This window comes from Blastococcus sp. SYSU DS0616, assembly GCF_054051015.1.
In genome coordinates this window covers 15192-31293 of the sequence record NZ_JBJHAJ010000006.1, presented here as the reverse complement: position 1 = coordinate 31293, position 16102 = coordinate 15192, and the positions used below count along the sequence as shown (strand labels likewise).

Annotated in this window: 13 protein-coding genes; 8 read left to right on the top strand and 5 right to left on the bottom strand. The window is 74.2% G+C overall.

Features of this window, described 5'->3' with window-relative positions:
* Nucleotides 1–169 precede the first annotated feature (169 nt).
* From ACI79K_RS06110 to ACI79K_RS06095, 4 genes are read left to right on the top strand one after another with little or no spacing between them, the layout of a single operon-like run.
* Nucleotides 170–1216 carry a phosphotransferase family protein gene (locus tag ACI79K_RS06110; RefSeq protein WP_456599238.1) on the top strand — a complete coding sequence of 349 codons (1047 nt, stop codon included), beginning with the start codon at nt 170–172 and terminating at the stop codon, nt 1214–1216.
* Nucleotides 1216–1587 carry a DUF6285 domain-containing protein gene (locus ACI79K_RS06105; protein WP_456599237.1) on the top strand — a complete coding sequence of 124 codons (372 nt, stop codon included), beginning with the start codon at nt 1216–1218 and terminating at the stop codon, nt 1585–1587. Before ACI79K_RS06110 ends, ACI79K_RS06105 begins: the two co-directional genes overlap by 1 nt.
* Nucleotides 1588–1619: 32 nt before the next feature.
* The gene (locus tag ACI79K_RS06100; protein WP_456599236.1) at nt 1620–3203 is read left to right on the top strand and encodes a long-chain-fatty-acid--CoA ligase; all 1584 of its coding nucleotides are present in this window, start codon (nt 1620–1622) and stop codon (nt 3201–3203) included.
* Nucleotides 3200–3973: an enoyl-CoA hydratase-related protein gene (locus ACI79K_RS06095; RefSeq protein ID WP_456599235.1), complete on the top strand. Its 774-nt coding sequence runs from the start codon at nt 3200–3202 to the stop codon at nt 3971–3973. The genes ACI79K_RS06100 and ACI79K_RS06095 overlap by 4 nt, the downstream gene beginning before the upstream one ends.
* A gap of 78 nt (nt 3974–4051) precedes the next feature.
* Here the strand turns inward: ACI79K_RS06095 and ACI79K_RS06090 are convergent, their stop codons facing one another.
* The 3 genes from ACI79K_RS06090 to ACI79K_RS06080 form a co-directional block, all read right to left on the bottom strand.
* Complete coding sequence (locus ACI79K_RS06090) at nt 4052–5032, bottom strand: phosphotriesterase family protein (RefSeq protein ID WP_456599234.1); 981 nt, start codon at nt 5030–5032, stop codon at nt 4052–4054.
* Nucleotides 5033–5128: 96 nt separating this feature from the next.
* Nucleotides 5129–6637: a class I adenylate-forming enzyme family protein gene (locus tag ACI79K_RS06085; RefSeq protein WP_456599233.1), complete on the bottom strand. Its 1509-nt coding sequence runs from the start codon at nt 6635–6637 to the stop codon at nt 5129–5131.
* 82 nt (nt 6638–6719) lie between these two features.
* A complete protein-coding gene (locus ACI79K_RS06080) occupies nt 6720–7544 on the bottom strand; it encodes a sulfite exporter TauE/SafE family protein (protein WP_456588001.1) in 825 nt (274 codons plus the stop codon).
* A 136-nt stretch (nt 7545–7680) separates the two neighbouring features.
* On the opposite strand from ACI79K_RS06080, the gene ACI79K_RS06075 reads away from it, so the two are divergent.
* Entirely contained in the window at nt 7681–8553 is an 873-nt protein-coding gene (locus tag ACI79K_RS06075) for a polysaccharide deacetylase family protein (RefSeq protein ID WP_456599232.1), read from the top strand.
* Nucleotides 8554–8560: 7 nt separating this feature from the next.
* Here the strand turns inward: ACI79K_RS06075 and ACI79K_RS06070 are convergent, their stop codons facing one another.
* Nucleotides 8561–9535, bottom strand: a complete 975-nt coding sequence (locus tag ACI79K_RS06070) for a patatin-like phospholipase family protein (protein ID WP_456599231.1) — start codon at nt 9533–9535, stop codon at nt 8561–8563.
* Between the two features lie 160 nt (nt 9536–9695).
* Between ACI79K_RS06070 and ACI79K_RS06065 the strand changes: the two genes are divergently transcribed.
* From ACI79K_RS06065 to ACI79K_RS06055, 3 genes are all read left to right on the top strand, one after another.
* On the top strand, nt 9696–11186 hold the full coding sequence (locus tag ACI79K_RS06065; protein ID WP_456599230.1) for a diguanylate cyclase: 1491 nt from the start codon (nt 9696–9698) through the stop codon (nt 11184–11186).
* 103 nt (nt 11187–11289) lie between these two features.
* Complete coding sequence (locus ACI79K_RS06060; protein ID WP_456599229.1) at nt 11290–11898, top strand: TetR/AcrR family transcriptional regulator; 609 nt, start codon at nt 11290–11292, stop codon at nt 11896–11898.
* An 80-nt stretch (nt 11899–11978) separates the two neighbouring features.
* Entirely contained in the window at nt 11979–13664 is a 1686-nt protein-coding gene (locus ACI79K_RS06055; RefSeq protein ID WP_456588006.1) for an MDR family MFS transporter, read from the top strand.
* Nucleotides 13665–13737: 73 nt separating this feature from the next.
* On the opposite strand, the gene ACI79K_RS06050 is transcribed toward ACI79K_RS06055, so the two are convergent.
* Nucleotides 13738–15978 (bottom strand): glycoside hydrolase family 3 C-terminal domain-containing protein, encoded by a 2241-nt coding sequence (locus ACI79K_RS06050; RefSeq protein ID WP_456599228.1) that lies wholly within the window; start codon nt 15976–15978, stop codon nt 13738–13740.
* Nucleotides 15979–16102: the final 124 nt, after the last annotated feature.

The following is a 16102-nucleotide window of genomic DNA, read 5'->3' as shown; positions in this document are numbered from 1 at the left end:
ACCGCCTCAGACGCGGCTCCACGGGCTGGACGCTCACTGAGCGAGCGCTACATAGGACAATGCAAACTGTGATCCATGTCAACCCCTTGCGCCGGTCCGACGTGATCCCGTTCACTGGCTGCGGCCGCTGGAGTCGCGTGCCCTGAGCGAGCGTTCAAGGAAGGTGCCCGTGGAGGTGGCGGCGATGCGGCCGGAGGTGGCCGGCGGCGGCGAACCGTCGGAGGTGGACCGGCTGGCGGTCGCGCTCGGGCGCCGGCTGGCGGAGGTCCTCGGGCGTCCGGTCACCGTGCGCGATCTGCGCCGGTTGTCCGGCGGTGCGAGCCGCGAGACGTGGACGCTCACCGCGGCAGGCGACGAGGGGTCCGGCCCGCGGCTCGTCCTCCGGCGGGACCCGCCGTCGGAACCGCGCCCCGACGAGATGCGGCGCGAGGCGCTCGCGATCGGTGCCGCCCGTCGGCACGGCGTCCCGGTCCCCGAGCTGCTCGACTGGTCGGCCGACGCGGAGGTCCTGGGCGCCCCCTACCTGCTCATGTCCTTCGTCGAGGGCGAGACGATCGCCCGCCGGATCCTCCGCGACGACCGGTACGCGCCCGCCCGGGAAGTGCTCGCCGCCGACCTGGGTCGCGCCGCCGCACGCATCCACGGCATCGCCGCCGACCAGGTCCCGGACATCCCCCGGGTCGACCTCGTCGAGGACCTCCGGGCGCGGTACGAGGCCGTCGGTGTCGCCCGGCCGGTGCTGGAGCTGGCGTTCGCCTGGCTCGCGGCATCGCGGCCCGGACCTGCCGCTGACCCGTGCCTGGTGCACGGCGACTTCCGGCTCGGCAACGTGATCGTGGGCCCCACCGGGCTGCGGGCCGTCCTCGACTGGGAGCTCGTGCACCGGGGGGACCCGATGGAGGACCTCGGCTACCTGAGCATCCGCGCCTGGCGGTTCGGCGGCCCGCGGCCGGTCGCCGGCGTGGGCGGGTTCCGCCAGCTGTTCGACGCCTACGAGGAGGCCGGCGGCGCACGCCCGGATCCCGAGGTCGTCCACTGGTGGCAGGTCGCGGGCACCCTCAACTGGGGCGTGGGATCGATGGTGCAGGCGCAGCGGCACTTCTCCGGGGCGACCCGCTCCGTGGAGCTCGCGGCCATCGGCCGGCGGGTCGCCGAGCAGGAGTTCGACCTGCTCCGCATGCTCGGCCGCCGCACCGCCGACGGGAGGCCGGCCTGATGCTGCACACGTTCCCCGACGCCCGCGAGGTCGTCGTCGCCGTCCGGGAGTTCCTGGAGCGCGAGGTGATGCCCGGGACCACCGGCACGCTCTCCTTCCAGGCCCGCGTCGCCGCCAACCTGCTGGCCGCACTGGAACGCGAACTCGAGCTCGGCCCCGCCGCGCAGGCCCGGTACGAGCAGCTGCTCGCCGACCTCGGCGTGCGCGACGAGACGGAGCTGGCCGAGCGCATCCGGGTCGGCGACGTCGACGTCGCCGACCCGGACCTGGCCGCCGCGCTCCACGCGATGACCACCGACCGGCTGCTGGTCTGGAACCCGCAGCACCTCTCCGACGACATCGACGACGACCCGCGGACGGCCACCCGGTGACCGTCCGCACCAGCAGGGAGGACACGACAGGCATGGACACCGCCCACCACCCGCAGCAGCGGCTCACCTGGGTGCACCAGGTCGCCAAGCACGCCGCCACCCACCCGGAGCGCGCGGCGCTGCGCTTCCGCGGCGCGACGACGACCTGGCGGGAGCTCGAGGACCGGACCCGGCGGCTCGCGCGGGCGCTCGAGGACCGCGGGGTCGGCGCCGGTGACCGGGTGCTGATGCTGCTCACCAACCGCCCGGAGTTCGTCGAGACCTTGATCGCGGTCAACCGGCTCGGCGCGATCGCCGTCCCGGTGAACTTCCGCCTGGTCGCCACCGAGGTGGCCTTCCTCGCCGAGAACTCCGGCTCCTGCGCGGTCGTCGTCGAGGAGCCGTTGGCGCCCCTGGTCGCCGGTGTCCGGGCCGACCGGGCGGGCGGGCTGCCCTGCCTCGTCGTCGGGGAGGACGTCGCCGGTGCCGGCCCCGGTGCCGAGCGCTACGAGGAGGTGCTCACCGGCTCCGAGCCGCACCCCGCGGCCGGCCCCGACCGGCTCGAGGACGTCGCCTTCATCATGTACACCTCCGGCACGACCGGGCTGCCCAAGGGGGCGATGCTCACCTACGAGAACCTGCTGGGGCAGACGCTCACGCTGGTACAGGCGTTCCGCCTGGTCCGGGACGACGAGATCAGCCTCGTCACCTCGCCGATGTTCCACATCGCCGCCGTCGGCGCGCTCGTGCCGAACCTCGTCCTCGGCTTCACGACCGTGATCACCCCCACCGGGGCATTCGATCCCGAGGCGTTCCTGGACCTGCTCGAGGCCGAGGGCGCCACCAGCGCCTTCCTGGTCCCGACGCAGTGGCAGGCGGTCTGCGCCAGCCCCACCATCCCCGGCCGGGACATCCGGCTGCGGAGCATGGCCTGGGGTGCGGCGCCGGCCACCCCGGCGGTGCTGCGCGCCATGGCCGAGGCGTTCCCCGGCGTGCCGAACGTGTGCACCTTCGGGCAGACGGAGATGTCGCCGATCACCACCGTGCTCCCCGGCGAGGACGCCATCACCAAGATCGGCTCCATCGGCAAGCCGGTGCCGCTGGTGTCCGTGCGCGTCGTGGACCCGGCGATGGAGGACGTCCCCCAGGGCGAGATCGGCGAGATCGTCTACCGCGGACCGCAGACCATGGTGGGCTACTGGAACAACCCGACGGCGACCGAGGAGGCCTTCCGCGGCGGCTGGTTCCACTCCGGCGACCTCGTGCGCGTCGACGAGGACGGCTTCTACTACGTCGTCGACCGCCTCAAGGACATGATCATCTCCGGCGGGGAGAACATCTACAGCGCCGAGGTGGAGGCCGTGATCGCCGACCACCCGAAGGTGCGTGAGGTCGCCCTCGTGGGCGGGCCGCACCCCCGGTGGGGCGAGACGCCCGTCGCCGTGGTGGTCCCGCACGACCCCGCCGACCCGCCGGCCGAGCGCGCGCTGATCGACTTCTGCGGCACGCGCCTCGCGTCGTACAAGAAGCCCACCAAGGTGGTGGTGCTCGACGAGCTGCCGCGCAATGCCTCGGGGAAGATCCTCAAGTCCCCGCTGCGCGAGCAGGTGCGGCGCGACGCCCTGGTGACGCAGTGACCGCCGGCACCGCGACCAGCGGTCTCGAGCGCAGCGTCACCGACGGCGTGCTGCGCCTGGTCCTGGACCGGCCGCAGTCGCTCAACGCCGTCACCACCGAGCTGCTCGAGGACCTCGCCGCGACGGTGACCGCCGCCGGCCGGGACCCCGGCATCCGCGCGGTGTCCCTCACCGGTGCCGGGCGGGCCTTCTCCTCCGGCGCCGACCTGGGCGGCTCGGAGGAGGAGGTCTCCGTGCAGGCGGCCAACCGGGCCGTCCGGGCGATCCGCGACGTCCCGGTACCCGTGCTGGCCCTGGTGCACGGCCCCGCGGCGGGCGTCGGCTGCTCGCTGGCGCTGGCCTGCGACCTGGTGGTGATGAGCCGGTCGGCGTACCTCATGCTCGCCTTCACCCGGATCGGCCTGATGCCCGACGGCGGCGCCACCGCGCTGGTCGCCGCCTCCGCCGGACGGGGGCGCGCCATGCGGATGGCCCTGCTGGCCGAGAAGATGCCCGCCGAGGAGGCCCTGGCGTGCGGTCTGGCCGCCCTGGTGGTCGACGACGACCGCTTGCAGGCCGACGGGGCCGAGCTGGCCGCCCGCCTGGCAGCCGGCCCCCCCGCCGCGCTCGCCCGGACCAAGGCGGCGATCAACGCGGCGAGCCTGGGCGAGCTCGAGCCGGCCCTGGAGCGGGAGGCGTCCGGGCAGGCCGAGCTGGCCGCGACGGCCGATTTCGCCGAGGGGGTCGCGGCCTTCCTGGGCCGGCGCCCGCCGGTGTTCACCGGCCGCTGAGCGCGGACACGGCCACCGGACGCCCCGCGGGGATCCGGTGGCCGTGTCGCCGGACGGCGCCCGGGTGGCCCGCCCGCCCTACTCGAAGTAGCGCCGCGGCGTGTCGACCAGCATCTGGCGGAGCTGCTCCTCGGTCGTCCCGCGCTCGCGCAGCATCGGCAGCACGTCCCTGCTGATGTGCGTGTAGTTCCAGTTCGGCGCGATCTGCTGCTTCGCGGCCTGCCCCTCGGCGCCCGGGAAGTAGTCGATGTAGCAGCTGGCGTCGTGGGCGAGCACCATCCGGTCGGCGTAGCCCCGCTCGGCCAGCGCGACGATGGTGTCCACCCGCGAGGAGGTCGGGTTGTAGATGTCGAGGCCGAACCGGTCCATGCCGAGCAGGCAGCCGGCCTCGGCCAGTTCGCTCAGGTAGTCGAGGTCGTTGCTGTCCCCGGCGTGCCCGATGACGACCTTGGTGAGGTCCACGCCCTCCTCGCCGAAGACCTGCACCGCCAGCCGGCCGGCGCCGGTGTGCGACGAGGTGTGCACGGTGATCGGCGCGCCCGTCTCCCGGTGGGTCGCGGCGACGGCGCGCACGGTCCGCTCGACGCCCGACGTGAGCCCCTTCGCCTCGATGACGCACTTGAGGAACGCGGCCTTCACCCCGGTGCCGGCGATGCCATCGCGGATGTCGCCGGTGAAGTCGTCGACCATCGGGTCACGCGGCAGGTCGAGCAGCAGCCCCGGGCCGCGGTGCTCGTACTGGTGCGGGATCTCGTCGTAGGTGTAGAGCCCGGTCGCCACGACGATGTTGATGTCGGTCTGCTCGGCGACCCGCTGCACCCGCGGGATGTAGCGCCCCAGTCCCCACACCGTCGGGTCGACGATCGTGTCGATGCCCAGCGCCTTGAGCTCGTTCAGCTGGTCGACCGCGTCGGCGACCCGCTCGTCCTCGTCCCACCAGTCGCCGGTGCCGTAGTTCTGCACGTGCTCGGTCGAGAGCACGAACACGTGCTCGTGCATGAGGGTCGCACCGAGCTCGGCGGTGTCGATCGGGCCACGGACGGTCTCGACGGTGGGCACTGCGGGGCCTCCCAGGTGTTGTGCGGTGTTCCGGACGGCCACCCTTCAGGGGCCCGCGCCGAGCGGGCGAGGCGTGGGGGGAAGGGTGGTCCTTCTTCAGCGGGGTGAGTGGGCGGTCTGCCAGTCCGTCTGCTCGCGCAGCGGCGGCTTGAGCACCTTGCCGCCGGGGTTGCGCGGCAGCGGATCGGCGCGCACGGAGACGAACTGCGGCACCTTGAAGTCGGCGAGCCGCTCACGGGCGAAGGCCAGCAGGCCGGCCGGGTCGAGCTCCTGCCCCGGACGCGGGACGACGACGGCGCCGACCTTCTCCCCCATCATCGGGTCGGGCACGCCGACGACGGCGACCTCGCCCACGGCGGGGTGGGCGGCCAGGGCGTTCTCCACCTCGACGCAGTACACGTTCTCCCCGCCGCGGTTGATCATGTCCTTCTTGCGGTCGACGACGTACACGAGCCCCTCGTCGTCGATGCGGGCCAGGTCGCCGCTGTGCAGCCACCCGTCGACGAAGGTCTCCGCCGTCTGCTCGGGCTTGCGCCAGTAGCCGGCGACCACGTTCGGGCCGCGGATCAGCAGCTCGCCCACACCGGTGGCCGGGTCCGGATCGGCCACGTCGAGGTCGACGACGGGGGCGGCGAACCCGACGGAGTCGGCGTGCTCGGCGGCGTACTCGTCGGGCAGGTAGGTCGAGACCGAGGACGTCTCGGTCAGGCCGAAGCCGTTGCCCACCCGGGCCGTCGGGAACGCCGCCTTGATGCGGTGCACCAGGTCCGGGGCGATCGGCGCGCCGCCGTAGCTGACCGCCCGCACCGACGAGGTGTCCACGTCGGCGAAACCGGGCTGCTGGAGCGCCAGCCAGTAGATCGCCGGGACGGTGGTGAGCACGGAGATGCGCTCCTCCTCGATCGCCCGCAGGAAGGCGCCGACCTCGAACGCCGGCATGATCACCGACGTCCCGGCCAGCGCGGTGACGACCAGCAGCTGGGAGTTGCACCCGGTCACGTGGAAGAGCGGCACCGAGATCAGCGTCGAGAGCCGCTCGTCCCGCGGCAGCCCGAGGCAGCGCAGGCAGGTCTCGACGTTGGACAGGAAGTTCTCGTGGGTGGTCATCGCACCCTTGGGGAAGCCGGTCGTGCCGCTGGTGTAGAAGATCCCGGCCAGGTCGGTGTGCCCCTGGTCGGTGACGGCGAGCGGCTCGCCGTCGGGCAGTGCCGCGCCGGGCCCGACGACGAGCGCGGCACCGGAGTCCTCGACGACGTAGCGCACCTCCGGCTCGGCGAACCGGGTGTTGACCGGGACGACGACGGCGCCGGCGAGCAGCGTCCCCCAGAAGGCGAGCACCCAGTCGGTGCCGTTGCCCAGCCGGTTCGCCACCCGGTCGCCCGGCGCCACCCCGGCCGCCCGGAGCCCGCCGGCGACGCGGGACGCCCGCTCCCACAGCTCCCGGTAGGTGACGCGCTCGCCGCCGAGCTCGACCAGCGCCTCGGCGTCGGGGTGGGCATCGACGGCGGCGCGCAGCAGCTGCACCAGGTTCTGCGGCAGGCCGGTGTAGCGGCGGATGCCGTCCGGCCCGGTCCCGCTGCCGCCCCGGTCGAAGGGATAGGGCATCCGAACCTCCCGCTGACCTCGCCGTCCGCGTCGTCCCGGCAGTCTGTCGGCGGGCGACCCGGCTGTCCACCGGTCCGCCGGGTCAGTCGACGAGCGGACGGATGTTCTCGGCCCAGACGTCCCAGCCGAGCCGGCCGATCAGCGCGGTGACGACCACGAGGAAGACGACGCGGATGAAGCCGCTGCCGCGGGTGGTCGCAGTGCGCGAGCCCAGGTAGCCACCGAGCATGTTGGCGGCGCCCATCAGGATGCCGAGGCCCCAGAACACCGCTCCGTAGGGCACGAAGAAGACCAGGGCGCCCAGGTTGGTGGCGACGTTGACGATCTTGGCCTTGGCGCTGGCGTGCAGGAAGTCGTAGCCCAGGAGCGACACCAGCGCGAACACCAGGAAGGAGCCGGTCCCGGGGCCGAGGATGCCGTCGTAGAACCCGATGGCCGCACCGACCGCCGCGGCGACGCCGTGGTGCCGCCGCCCGCTGTGCCGCAGCTCGGTCACCTCGCCGAGCGACGGCCGCAGCAGCGTGAAGGCGGCGATGCCGACGAGCGCGACGACGATGACCGGTTTGAAGACCGCGGCCGGGAGCGCCGCGGCCACCGAGGCCCCCGCGATGCTGCCCACCAGGGCCACCCCGGCCATCGGCAGGGCGGTCCGCAGGTCGGGGTGGACCCGGCGGTAGTAGGTGACGGCGCTGGTCGTGGTGCCGAACACCGACGCCAGCTTGTTGGTGGCCAGCGCCTGCACGGGGCTCATCCCCGGGACGAGCAGCAGCGCGGGCAGCTGCACGAGACCGCCGCCCCCGACCACGGCGTCGATCCACCCGGCCGTCAGCGCGGCGAGCAGCAGGAGCAGGAAGACGCCGCCGGTGAGCCCCTCGGGCAGCAGCCCGCCCGGGAGGAGAGCGTCCATCCGGCCCCGCACCTCCTCGTCCCCGGCCCGCCCCGGGCTCGCCCCGAGCACGGTAGGGGCCCGCCGGCGGCACCCGTCAGCGGGGTCCGCGGTCGGCCTCCTTGCCCCGGCGGCGGCTGCCCGCGAGGGTGGGGCCGTGCGCAGACGGACGTTCCTCGCCGCGGCCGGGGCCACCCTGCTCGGGGCCTGCTCCGGCCCGGCCGCCGACCGCTCGGCCGCTCCCACCGGGCGCAGCCCCCGCACTTCGGGACCGGGCAGGCCGACGCCGGCGGACACGCCGGCTCCGTCCAGCGCTCCGCCGACCCCGGCGACCGCGGAGGAGGTGCTGGCCCGGTCGACCGTGCCGGTGCTCTGCTTCCACCAGCTGCGCGAGTTCCGCGCCGAGGACAGCGCGTACGCCCGCACGATGATCACCCCGCCGGCGGCCTTCCGGGCCCAGCTGCAGGCGCTGCGCGACGGTGGCCGCACCCCGATCGGCGTCCCGGAGCTCCTGGACCACCTGCAGTTCGGCGCACCGCTGCCCGACCGGCCCGTCGTGCTCACCTTCGACGACGGCTCGGCGACCCACCACTCGGTGGGCCTCCCCGTGCTCCAGGAGTTCGGCTACCCGGCGGCCTTCTTCCCGATGACCGTGGTCCTCGGGAAGAAGGACTGGCTGAGCGCCGAGCAGCTGCGCGAGCTGGACCGGGCCGGCATGACCATCGGTGCGCACACCTGGGACCACCAGCGGGTCGACCGGCTGACCGGCGACGAGTGGGCGACGCAGCTGGACCAGCCGCGGGCCGAGCTGGGTGAGATCCTCGGGCACCCGGTGGAGGTGCTGGCCTACCCGCACGGGATGTGGTCGCCGGAGGCGCTGCCCCACGTGGCAGCGGCCGGCTACCGGGCGGCGTTCCAGCTCGCCGATCCCCAGGACCCGGCGTACCCGCTGCTGACCATCCGGCGGATCATGCCGCCGCCGACCTGGGACGGCCCCACGCTGCTCGCCCAGCTGGACGCCTCGTTCTGACCGGGGATCAGCCGCGGCCGGCGGCCGCGCGGAGCAGCACGGCAACCTCCGGTTTGGCCGCGTGGGCCCCCGCCGTCAGGAACGACTGCTGCACGACCTCGTCCAGCCGGGCGCGCGACATCATGTCGTTGCCCATCACCAGCTGCTCACCGGGCCCGGGCCGGAAGACGACCGTCGCGACGCCGTCGGCCTCGAGCGCCCGCACCTCGCGCTGCAGCAGTCGGTCCGAGTAGCGGCGGGCCGCCGGGAACACGCCGGGCCGCCACCCGGTGGGACCGCTCATCGGCGCGACGACGACGACGAGGTCCAGCCCCTGCCCGCGCAGGACGGCGGCGTTGGTCGGTGAGTGCGCACCGCCGTCGACGTAGTCGCGCCGCCCGACCGTGACCGGGGCGAAGTAGCCCGGCACCGCGCACGAGGCCCCGACGGCCAGGTGCAGCGGCGCCTCCGGCGCACCTGGGCGGCCGAACACGACGCGGCGACCGTCCCGCCGGCGCACTGCGCACACCCACAGGTCGCGGTCGGGCCAGCCCGGGCCGGCCAGCTCCCGGAGCGCCGCCAGCTGCTCGACGACGTCGCGCCGCCCCGGCGCCAGGAGCGCCATGCCCGCGGCCATCGGGCGGAACTGCAGCGGCCGGGTGAGCGCCCGCTGCACCATGTGCCGCCCGGGCAGCCGCAGCGGGCGGCGTACCAGCTCCCAGGGCCGGAACGGCGCGAGCTCGGGCACCGACGCCTCGGCCACCTGCCGGAGCACGGCGTCGTCGCCGGACAGCGGTGCCTTCACCGTCCACGCGGCGAGGTCCTCGGCGGCGACGCCCAGCCGCAGGAGGGCGCCGGTGATCGAGCCGGCCGACGTCCCGACGATCACGTCGGCCGTCCGCGCGTCGAAGCCCACGTCGTGCTGCAGCACGGCCAGCACGCCCGAGTGGTAGGCCTGCCCGACGACGCCGCCCCCGCCCAGCACCAGACCCACGCGCGCCACGGCCCCGAGCCTGCCACCCGCCGGGACTGCGGGCAGGTCGTCCTCCGCCCGGCCTGTGCCGGCTCACCCGTACGAGGTGGCCGGCACCCGCGGGCCGCGTCGTAGCTCAAGGTCGGCCGGGAACACCCGATGGGACTGCGTCGGCCGGAAGGGGCGCGAGGTGGCACACGACAGTACGAGCACCAGCTCGGGGGGGCGGCGCAGCCGGGGTGCCCTCGTGGTGTCCGGCCTGCTGGTCGGGGTGATGGGTGTGCTCGGGCTGGTGTCCACGCACGCGGCCGGCGCGCTCGCGATCGACCAGCACCGGGAGGACCGCGTCCAGCAGGTGGCGGTCCTCGGTCAGCTGACGGCCCAGACCGTGCGGGACGGCTTCGTCCAGCTGGCCTCGGTCATGACGGTCCAGGAGCAGTCCGGCGTCCCGCCGTTCAGCGCCACGCCCACGGACGGGCCGGCTGCGGAACAGGACGCCGCGCGGATCCAGAAGATCGTCGTCACCTCGGGCGGCGCCATGGACCTCGGTGCCGCCGTCTTCAACACCCGCGGCCAGATCGTGGCGTCCTACGCCCCCACCGGCGACGCCGCCTCCCCCACCGACCCGGGGTTCGAGCCGTTGATCGCGGCGGTCCGCGATCCGGCAGCCGGCGAGGTCCCGCTGTCCGGGATCGTGACCATCGGCGCCGAGCCCGCCCTCGCGTTGGGTGCCCCGGTACGGCTGTCCGACGGGAGCGCCGGCCTGTTCGTCTGCTTCTGGTCGGCGCGCGAGACCAGCACCGAGTACTTCACCGCCGGGGAGGGCGAGGGCTGGATCGTCGACGCCGCCGGGCTCGTCGTCGGCGCCCCGGAGCCGGAGCTGATCGGGGCCCCGCTGCCCTACCCCGAGGTGCTGGCGGCCGCGCGCACCGGCGGCGGGAACGGCATCGTGGACACCGACGAGAGCGGCACCGACCACGTCAGCGCCTGGCAGCGCGTCGACGGCACCAGCTGGCTGGTGTTCAGCGTGCAGACCCGGGAGGCCTTCCAGGGGCACCTGGAGCGGGCCAGCCTGCGCAGCCAGCTGCTCGTGCTGGCCCTGCTGCTGACCACCGGCACCGCGCTGGTCGTGCTGAGCCGTCGCCGGGAACAGGCGATGGCGGTGATCGCCTCGACCGACGAGCTCACCAGGATCCACAACCGGCGGGGCTGGTTCGAGCTGGCGGAGCTGGAGCTGGCCCGGGCCGCCCGGGCCGGCGAGACGCGGCTGGCCGTCTTCCTCGACCTCGACGGCCTCAAGCAGGTGAACGACGTCCTGGGTCACGAGGAGGGCGACCGGGCCATCGCCTCGGCCGCGGCGGTGCTGCGGGCGGCGTGCCGGTCCGGCGACGTCCTCGGCCGGCTCGGGGGTGACGAGTTCGTCGTCCTCCTCGGCGACGGCGCGGACGCGGCCACCGCCCGTTCGCGGGTGCAGGACGCGCTCGACTCCTTCAACGCCGGCTCCAGCGCCGCCTTCGAGCTCCGGTTCTCCATCGGCGCCGAGCTCTGGGACCCGCGGGAGCCGTGCTCGGTGGAGGACCTGGTCCGCCGCGCCGACGAGCGGATGTACGCCGACAAGCAGTCGCGCACCGACCGCTACGACAACCTCATCCGCGTACCGGCGAATACCGCGGCGGGCTGACCGACCACCTGCCTGCGACGAGCGGGCGCGAGGTCCTGCCGCCAACACGCTGCAAGATATGCAAACTTGCAGTTAGTGCATTATTCGTGCATGCTCCCATGATGTGACCGACGGCCTGCGCGAGCGGAAGAAGCTCGCCACCCGGCTGGCGCTGCACCGAGCCGCGCTCGAGCTCGTCGCCGAACGCGGGCTGGACGCCGTGTCGGTCGAGGAGATCGCCGACCGCGCCGAGGTCTCCCCCCGCACCTTCTTCAACTACTTCGCCACGAAGGTCGACGCGGTGGTGGGCCTCGACCCCGCGGACCTCACGAAGGTCGCCTCAGAGTTCGCCGATCGCCCGGCCGCCGAGACCCCGGTCGAGGCGCTGCGCGCGGTCCACCGGCAGCGGGCGCGGGAGATGGCCGACGAGTCCGCGCTGTGGCCGCTGCGCATGACGGTGATCGATGCCCATCCCCCGCTCGTCCAGCGGCTGGTCGCCGCGTTCGGCGAGTCCGAGCGGGCGCTCGCCGCGGCGATCGCCGAGCGCACCGGCACCCGGGTGGACGCCGATGTCTACCCGACCTTGCTGGCCTCGGTGCAGGCCTGCGCCATGCGGGTGTCGCTGCAGCGGTGGCTGGCCACGGATTTCACCGCCTCGCTGCCCGACCTCGTCGACGAGGCCTGGGACGCCCTCACCGCCGGGCTGCCGGCACCCCCTCGCCCGACCCGCTGATCCGCGCGGACACCGCCGTCCGCACCCCCGACCCGAGCCGCCGCTGCGCCTGCAGCGCCGTCCCTTCCCGAGGAGCTCCGTTGCCCGCCCCCACCACGGCACCGACCGACGCCGGTGCCCCGCCGATCGTCCTGACCCGGCGGCGGATCAACACCATCTTCGGCGCCCTGCTCGCCGGCATGCTCATGGCCGCCCTGGACCAGACGATCGTCTCGACGGCGATGCCGACGGTCGTCGGCGAGCTGGGCGGGGTCTCCCACATGGCGTGGATGACCACCGCCTACCTGCTGGCCACCACCCTGGTCATGCCGGTCTACGGGAAGTTCGGCGACCTCTGGGGCCGCCGGACCCTGTTCCTCGTCGCCATCGCCCTGTTCACCGTCGCGAGCGTCGGCGCCGCGCTGTCGCCGGACTTCACCTGGCTGGTCGTCTGGCGCGGGGTGCAGGGCCTCGGCGGCGGCGGGCTGATGATCCTGGCCCAGGCGATCATCGCCGACATCGTCCCGGCGCGGGAGCGGGCCAAGTACATGGGCCCGATCGGCGCGCTCTTCGGCCTCTCCGCCGTCGCCGGCCCGCTGGTCGGCGGCTTCTTCACCGACCACCCGGCGTTCGGCTGGGAGTGGGCGTTCTGGATCAACGTGCCGGTCGGCCTGGCGGTGCTCGCCATCGGCTGGTTCGCCCTGACCCTGCCGCGCAAGCGGAGCACCACCCCGGTGGACTACGCGGGCATCCTGGCGCTGTCGGCCGCGACGACGTCCCTGGTGCTGTTCACCGACTTCGGGGGCCGCGACGGCTGGGGTTCGTGGCAGGCGCTCTCGCTGCTCGCCGCGCTGGTGGCCGCCACCGCCGTCTTCGTGGCGATCGAGCGCCGCGCCGCCGAGCCCATCATCCCGATGACGCTCTTCCGCAACCCCACGTTCGTGGTCGCCACCGCGCTGGGGCTGGCCGTCGGCCTGGGCATGTTCTCCGCCATCGCGTTCATGCCCACGTTCCTGCAGATGGCCTCCGGGCTGTCCGCGGCGAACTCCGGCCTGCTGATGCTGCCGATGACCGCCGGCATCATCGTCACCATCCAGAGCTCGGCGGTGTACATCGCCAGGAGCGGCCGGTACAAGGTCTTCACCGTCGCCGGCGTCGGCGTGATCACGGCGGCGATGGTGTGGATGACCAGCCTCACCGGCGACACCTCGCTCTGGACGATCGGGGCGATGTTCTTCCTGCTCGGCGCGGGTCTCGGCCTGGTCATGCAGAACGTCGTGCTGGCGGCCCAGAACGCGGTGCCCGCCACCCAGATCGGCACCGCCACCTCGACGAACAACTACTTCCGCGAGGTCGGCGCCACCCTGGGCGTCGCGGTCTTCGGCACGCTGTTTACCAGCCGGCTGGCCGAGAACCTGACCGGGGCGCTCACCACGAACGCCGAGCAGGCGGCCCGCGCCGGCATCACCTCGCCGGACACCCTGGTGCCGGCCGCGGTGGACGCGGCCGGGGAGCCGCTGAGGTCCGCGATCGTCGACGCCTACGCCAGCAGCCTCGCCCCGGTGTTCTGGTACCTGGTGCCGGTCCTGGCCGTCGCGTTCCTGCTGGCGCTGGCGCTGAAGGAGATCCCGCTGTCGGACTACGCCGGCATGGTCGCCCGCGGTGAGGCGGTCGCGTCGGAGGACGACCTGCCGGTGGTGCGGGCCGACGGCGAGCCGGAGGCCGGCGCGTTGCCCGGTTCGCCGCAGCCGGGCGGCGGCGCGCGCGAGACGTCGATCCACGGTTAGCGACCGAGCGTGTGCGCGCGGGCCCCGTTCCAGGCTCTGGAACGGGGCCTGCGCGCACATCCGCCGAGCAGGCTCAGCCGTTCCGCGCGGCTCGCGCCTCGGCCATGAGCCGGTCGAGCTCGGCGGGCGGGATCGCCGAGCCGAAGTCGGCGGCGAACCGACCCATCGGCATCGACCCGATCATCTGCAGCATCCCGTCGTGCATCTCCCCGGCGCCCTCGGGCATCGTGGCGAGGAACCCCTCCAGCAACCGGGCACCCACCACCGGGTGGCCGAACCACTCCGCCACCGACGAGCCGAGCGTGAGCTCCGGGACGACGACGTCCCCGGCCAGCGTCACCGTCGCCTCGGCCACGACGTCGGTGGCGCTGCGGCCGATCTGCACGGTGTACTCCCCCGGCGCCACGAGCCAGCGGCCCTCCCGGACGTCCCAGTGGGCGAAGGCCCGCCGGTCGAGCTCGACGGAGACCGTCCGGGACTCCCCCGGCGCCAGCGACACCTTCCGGAACGCCCGGAGCTCCCGGGCCGGGCGACGAACCGGGCCGGCCGTCGTCGCGACGTACACCTGGACCACGTGCCGGCCGGCCCGCTCGCCGGTGTTGGTCACCGTCACGGCCACCGCGGCGGTGTCGTCGCCGGTGGCGGTCACCTGCAGGTCGCCGGTCTCGACGGTCGTGTAGCTCAGCCCGTGGCCGAACGGGTAGCGCACCGGGCGCTCGACGGTCGTGTAGTGGCGGTAGCCGACCATCACGCCTTCGCCGTAGCGGACGGAGCCCTGCTCCCCGGGGAAGTTGAGGTAGGCGGGGGTGTCCTGCAGCCGCAGCGGGATCGTCTCGGCCAGCCGGCCGGAGGGGTCGACGGCGCCGGTGAGCAGATCGGCCAGCGCACCACCGCCGGCCTGCCCCAGCAGGAACCCGGCGAGGACGGCGTCGACGTCGTCGTGCCAGCCCTCCAGCGAGACGATGCCGCCGGAGGAGAGCACGACGACGGTCCGCGGGCTCACCGCCGCCACGGCCCGGATCAGCGCCACCTGGTCGGCGGGCAGGTCGAGGGTCGTCCGGTCGAAGCCCTCCGACTCGTCGGCGTCCGCCAGCCCTGCGAACACGACGGCGACGTCGGCGTCCCGGGCGACGGCGACCGCCTCGTCGCGCAGGGCCGCGGCGTCGCCGGACGCGTCGAGGGAGAACCCCGGCGCGAAGGCCACCGGCCCCGTGGTCAGGTCCTGCAGGGCGCCGAGCGCGTCGTCGACCCGGGTGGCGTTGACGTAGGAGCTGCCGCCGCCCTGGTAGCGCGGGGTGCGGGCGAACTCCCCCACCACGGCGACCCGCGCACCGGGCGCCAGCGGCAGCGCACCGCCGTCGTTCTTCAGCAGGACGGGGCAGCCGGCCGCCAGCTCGCGGGCCAGAGCGTGGTGGGCGTCGACGTCGAAGCCGTCGGCGGGCTCGTTCACCAGCTCCGCGAGGGCGGCCACCCGCCGCACGCTCCGGTCGACGACCGACTCGTCCAGGGCACCCGTCCGCACCGCCTCGACCACGAGCCCGTTCCCCGTGCCGTGGTCACCCGGCATCTGCAGGTCGAGGCCGGCCTCCAGCGCGGCCACGCGGTCCTGCACCGCTCCCCAGTCGGAGACGACGACGCCCTCGAAGCCCCACTCCTCGCGGAGGACATCGGTCAGCAGCCAGCGGTGCTGCGAGGCGTAGACGCCGTTGACCTTGTTGTAGGCGCACATGACCGTCGCCGGCCGGGCCTCGGTGACGACGCGCTCGAAGGCCGGCAGGTAGATCTCCCGGAGGGTGCGCTCGTCGACCTCGGCGCTGACCTGCATGCGCTGGGTCTCCTGGTTGTTGGCCGCGAAGTGCTTCACCGAGGCGCCCACGCCCTCCCCCTGCTGCCCGCGGACGTGCGCGGCACCCAGCACGCCGGAGAGCAGCGGGTCCTCCGAGTAGTACTCGAAGTTGCGCCCGCACAGCGGCGACCGCTTGATGTTCACGCCAGGGCCCAGGACGACCGGCACGCCCAGCGCGCGGGCCTCCCGGCCGACCGCCGCACCCAGCCGCTCGGCGAGCTCGGGGTCCCAGCTCGATCCCACGGCGACCGCGGGCGGGAAGCAGGTGGCCGGCAGGCTCTCCAGCAGGCCGATCTGCCCGAAGTCAGCCGCCTGGCGTCGGACGCCGTGCGGCCCGTCGGTCAGCACGACCGAGGGCAGGCCGGCCTCCTCGATCGGTGGGGTGGACCAGAAGTCCTGGCCGGAGAGCAGGGCCGCCTTCCGCTCCAGCGGCAGCGCGGTCGGGTCGGAGGGAGGAGTCGAGGTCACCCCCGTGATCCTGCCGGGATCTGCCACCGCGGCGGCCCGGCACTGCCATCCAGCGGTAGACGGACCGATCCGTGCAGGGCCGCGCCCGGCGGGCCGCTGCAGGTGACGGCCCGGTGCGGCACCC

Coding starts and splice junctions, on each gene's coding strand:
- ACI79K_RS06080 (WP_456588001.1), bottom strand. CDS start 7,544: ATGGACGCTCTCCTCCCGGGCGGGCTGCTGCCCGAGGGGCTCACCGGC.
- ACI79K_RS06085 (WP_456599233.1), bottom strand. CDS start 6,637: ATGCCCTATCCCTTCGACCGGGGCGGCAGCGGGACCGGGCCGGACGGC.
- ACI79K_RS06105 (WP_456599237.1), top strand. CDS start 1,216: ATGCTGCACACGTTCCCCGACGCCCGCGAGGTCGTCGTCGCCGTCCGG.
- ACI79K_RS06100 (WP_456599236.1), top strand. CDS start 1,620: ATGGACACCGCCCACCACCCGCAGCAGCGGCTCACCTGGGTGCACCAG.